Source organism: Stieleria sp. (assembly GCF_041595215.1).
GTDB lineage: Bacteria > Planctomycetota > Planctomycetia > Pirellulales > Pirellulaceae > Stieleria > Stieleria magnilauensis.
On the sequence record NZ_JBFHKV010000792.1, the window covers coordinates 1 to 4,198 of the forward strand.

Annotated in this window: 3 protein-coding genes and 1 pseudogene; 2 read left to right on the forward strand and 2 right to left on the reverse strand. The window is 57.4% G+C overall.

The window, feature by feature from the left end; all coding sequences use genetic code 11:
• Window positions 1-540 (reverse strand): annotated as a pseudogene (locus ABX749_RS24245) (hypothetical protein); the annotation flags it as partial.
• A gap of 461 nt (window positions 541-1,001) precedes the next feature.
• Between ABX749_RS24245 and ABX749_RS24250 the strand changes: the two are divergent.
• Together ABX749_RS24250 and ABX749_RS24255 are read left to right on the forward strand one after the other, a co-directional pair.
• Window positions 1,002-1,556 (forward strand): Uma2 family endonuclease, encoded by a 555-nt coding sequence (locus ABX749_RS24250; RefSeq protein ID WP_372898261.1) that lies wholly within the window; start codon window positions 1,002-1,004, stop codon window positions 1,554-1,556.
• 110 nt (window positions 1,557-1,666) lie between these two features.
• Window positions 1,667-3,274: a sulfatase gene (locus tag ABX749_RS24255; RefSeq protein WP_372898262.1), complete on the forward strand. Its 1,608-nt coding sequence runs from the start codon at window positions 1,667-1,669 to the stop codon at window positions 3,272-3,274.
• Window positions 3,275-3,318: 44 nt separating this feature from the next.
• Here ABX749_RS24255 and ABX749_RS24260 read toward each other — a convergent pair whose 3' ends face one another.
• Window positions 3,319-4,098, reverse strand: a complete 780-nt coding sequence (locus ABX749_RS24260) for a hypothetical protein (protein WP_372898263.1) — start codon at window positions 4,096-4,098, stop codon at window positions 3,319-3,321.
• Between the last annotated feature and the right edge of the window lie 100 nt (window positions 4,099-4,198).

The window sequence follows — 4,198 nt, forward strand, 5'->3', positions numbered from 1 at the left end:
GATTTGGGTGAGGTAGTCATCGGGTAATCCTCGGTCACGTAGGAACGATGCGGTCTTCTCGTAGTCGGCGTCGCGAAAATGTTCGGCCCGCTGATAGAGCCGAATCCCCAAGATCGCATCGGCAATTTGAGTGATGGTGGTTTGCCAAGCCTGTTGATCGACACTGGCGGCAGCGATCGTGGCCGGCCGTTCGGTTTGGCATTGCAACGCATCGATCACACTCTGTCGCCAAGAACGTTCCGAATCGTCGGCCGAGCCTTGATCGATTTCGATTTCAACCAGGTCGTTGACTTCATAGAAAATGGCGTCGACCGTGGCATCAAACATCGCCGCAGACGGCTCGATGATTTCAGCGCCCAACAGCGCTGCGGTGACCCGCTCGAGTAACCACAGTCGTTGATCGCCGTCCCACTGGTCGAACCATTCCACGGCGTACGTCCATGGTGGCTCGCCGTCGCGCAGCTCTGCGACGAGATGATCGACCATCATCCCGATCGCCCCCCGCACCAAATCGGCTTCGGCGCCGATCAGGTTCCGCATTCCGCGTGTCGTCGGCCAAGGCATGTCGGCGGTTCACTCAGTCGGGCAAAGGCAATGGGTCATGTCAAATTCGATTTTAGCCGCTTTCCCCTCGCGGGCGGTCGATTTAGTCGTTGTTCTGAATTCAGCGCGACGATCTTAGCCCGACGCGTAAGCGAGGGGCGGCGCGTGGCCAATACCGCTAAATCGACAAAGTTTTGACCTAGCGCAGGGCCCGTAGGCTCGCGCCAAACGGCTGATCATCAATTGATATCAGCCGGTTCGCGCCAGCGTCCGGGCGCCCGCCAATGTCGATTGAGCGGTATTGGGCGCGTGGCCCCCTGCTAACGCATGCGTTCCTTAAATCAACAGCCCGCTTGCGGTGATGATCGTGCGGCTGGTGAATAGCGAAATCCCGAGTCGTGTTGAAATCGAGCACCGCAGCGATGTTACAATGGTGAGAGTCTTCGTAGGAAACCAATATGAGTGCGACGTTGAAACTGTCTGTACCAGAGTACGAGCAAATGATTGCGCGAGGCGCATTTGTCGGTCTCGATCGCAAGATCGAATTCATTGGAGGAGAGCTGCGAGAAATGAGTCCTGCCGGTCCGGTGCATGATGATTACATTGAGTTCTTGCTCACCTGGGCGGCCGGACCAGCGGCAGACAAAGAGTGCCGAATTCGCTGCCAATCGGGTTTGCTGGTCGGCGATAGTGTGCCGGAACCAGACTTTTCACTCCTCGCTCCAAAACGCTATGGGCGCAATCGACCGACAGCTGATGATGTCCTTCTGTTAGTAGAAGTCGCTGATTCCAGTTTGACGTACGACCTTGGCGAAAAATCTCGACTCTATGCCCAAAATGGGATTCGGGAATACTGGGTCATCGACGTTGAAGGCCGGACGCTTCATCGGCACACGGATCCGGTTGATGGCAGCTACCGAAAGATTGATCTTTATGATCGTCATTCAACCGTGACTCCGACTTTCGCTCCAACGCTACCGCTCTTGCTTTCGGATTTATTCTTAGAAGACTGATTCAGCGAGCGACGAACGCCCTCCCGCCCACGACGCACCAGCGCCGATCTTCCAGAGAGACTCTTTCTGGATGCACCATGATTCCCTCAGGCTATCAAGGAACTTGCAACATGAATCGAATCGTTCGCTTCGCTCTGGCGACGGCCATCGCGTGCATCACCCTGTCGTGCGGTGCGCCGTCGTGCGGCGCCGCCGAGCGGCCGAATATCGTGATGGCCTTTGCCGATGACTGGGGAAAATACGCCAGTGCCTACGCCAAGCTTCAGCCCGGTGGCCCATCCGATGTCATCTCGACACCCCACTTCGACACGATCGCCTCCGAAGGCATCCTGTTCACCAGGGCTTATGTCAGTGCGCCGTCATGCACCCCCTGTCGCAGCTCGCTGCTTTCCGGTCAACACTTTTGGCGCTGCGTTCGGGCGTCGATCTTGCAGGGTGCGATCTGGGACTTTTCCAATCCCGCTTACCCACTGATCCTGGAACAATCCGGTTATCGCATCGGTCACACCTACAAGGTCTGGTCGCCGGGTTCACCCCGCGATGCGCCCCACGGTGCCGAACGGACTTCGTTCAACAATCACGGTCGCAAGTTCAACGGGTTTTCGCAGAACGCGATGAAGGCTGAGGACCATGAGGCGGGAAAGGCGGCGTTGCTGGATGAAGTCCGCAACAATGTTCGTTCGTTCTTGGACGCCGACGGTGACGGCACGGTCGATGGAGACGCACCGTTTTGCTATTGGTTCGGGCCGACGAACTGTCACCGAAAGTGGATCGCCGGAAGCGGCAAGACACTGTGGGGAATCGACCCGGACGACTTGAAGGGAAAGCTGCCGCCGTATCTGCCGGATGTGGACGTCGTCCGCGAAGACTTTGCCGACTACCTGGGAGAAGCCCAGGCGTTTGATGCATCGCTGGGTGTGATTCTGGAAGAACTGCGCCGCATCGGACAACTGGACAACACGATCTTGGTGGTCAGTGGCGACCATGGGATTCCAGGTGTCACTCGTGGCAAGTGCAATCTGTACGATTTGGGGACCAGTGTTCCGCTGGCGATCCGTTGGCCCCAAGGTATCAAGCATCCTGGTCGCGTCGTCGACGACTTCGTCTCGCTGCCCGACTTGGCACCGACGTTCTTGGAAGCCGCGGGCGAGCGTGTTCCGGATGTGATGACGGCGAAGTCATTGCTGAACGTCTTTGCGAGTGAACAAGGCGGACAGGTCGACCCGACGCGAGATGCCGTCTTCACCGGTCGCGAACGGCACGTCGCCAAAGCACGCGAGGGCAACAAACCGTACCCGCAACGTGCGATACGCACCGATCGGTACTTGTACATCATCAATTTCGCGCCCGACCGTTGGCCGATGGGTGATGCGGCAGGATACGGCAGACCAGACGGTCCGATGCCGTCGCTGGAGTTGCTGCGCGAGAACACGTTCAGCGCGTTCGGCGATCTCGATGCGAGCCCCACCAAAGCTTGGGTGGTGATGCATCGCGATCAGGATCCCGAGTCGTTTCAATACGCGGTGGGAAAACGTCCCGAGGCGGAACTGTACGACATCCAAGCCGACCCGCATTGCATGGTCAACTTGGCAACGGACGTAAACCATCGTGCGACCCGCGAGGCGTTGCATGAGCGACTGATGTCGCAACTGAAACAGACCGGTGATCCGCGGGTTTCCGACGACGTCGTGTTTGAACGATCACCGTTTACGGATTAAATGGCAAGCAGGATGCTTACACTGCTTGTTGGCAAGCAGGATGCTTACCCCACTTTGGTCAGGAGGAGGACGAGCTTTCGTTTTTGGCTGAGCCGGACCATGGCGTTGGGCGAAAGTTCGACACGGTTTTTGGCCTTGGCGATGTCGACACACAACAGTTTTGCGCTGTCATCGGAACCCGAATCATCGGGCAGGGTCTCGGCATGAATCATCATGCAGCGGTCGCCCTTGCGAAGCAGATAGATGGCGTCTGAGATGACATCCTGGGGATCGGTCAGCGGTTGAAAATCGAACCGGCCACTGACAAACTCGAGCTGTCGGTCACCGATCAGAACGGAAAACTGATTCAAGAATGCTTCGTCGATGGAGTCCTTGCTGACGATTTGGCGATCCTGCGCCACCGGCGGCGTTTCTTGAACGTCGGACGCGGCGTCGGCGTGTTGCTCGGCGTGTTGCTCGGTGGGGGTGACCGTGGCCGTCGCAGCCTTGCTTTCTTCCTTGGCCTTTTCTTTCTCCGCCAGCCGTTCTAGTTGCGGGAGATACGATTCAAATTTTTGAATGATCTCGCGTGCCTTGTCTTGTTTCCGCTGCAGACGCCTGACCTGTCGATCGCGATCTTTGGCTTTGACGTCGACTTCCTTTTCGGGATCCTGGCGAAGGATCCGTTGCCTGCTTTCGCGGTATTTTTCGTAGGCCTCGTTCAGTTTCGTGTGTGAATCGGCCCACTGTCGCTCGAGAAAAAAAGCTCGCGCGTCCATGATCGCCGGCGCCGAGCGGCTGCCGCGCAATTCACCGTACAGATCTTGCAGATCGTCGACCGTCATCGGCCGAGCTTTCGTCTTGTCGTTCAAGCAAGTTCACCGCCAAGAGGAAACAGAAGCGAGGAGACCAAAAGTTTAACAACCTTTGGTCTCGGCGTGTCAA

Coding starts and splice junctions, on each gene's coding strand:
- ABX749_RS24250 (WP_372898261.1), top strand. CDS start 1,002: ATGAGTGCGACGTTGAAACTGTCTGTACCAGAGTACGAGCAAATGATT.
- ABX749_RS24255 (WP_372898262.1), top strand. CDS start 1,667: ATGAATCGAATCGTTCGCTTCGCTCTGGCGACGGCCATCGCGTGCATC.
- ABX749_RS24260 (WP_372898263.1), bottom strand. CDS start 4,098: ATGACGGTCGACGATCTGCAAGATCTGTACGGTGAATTGCGCGGCAGC.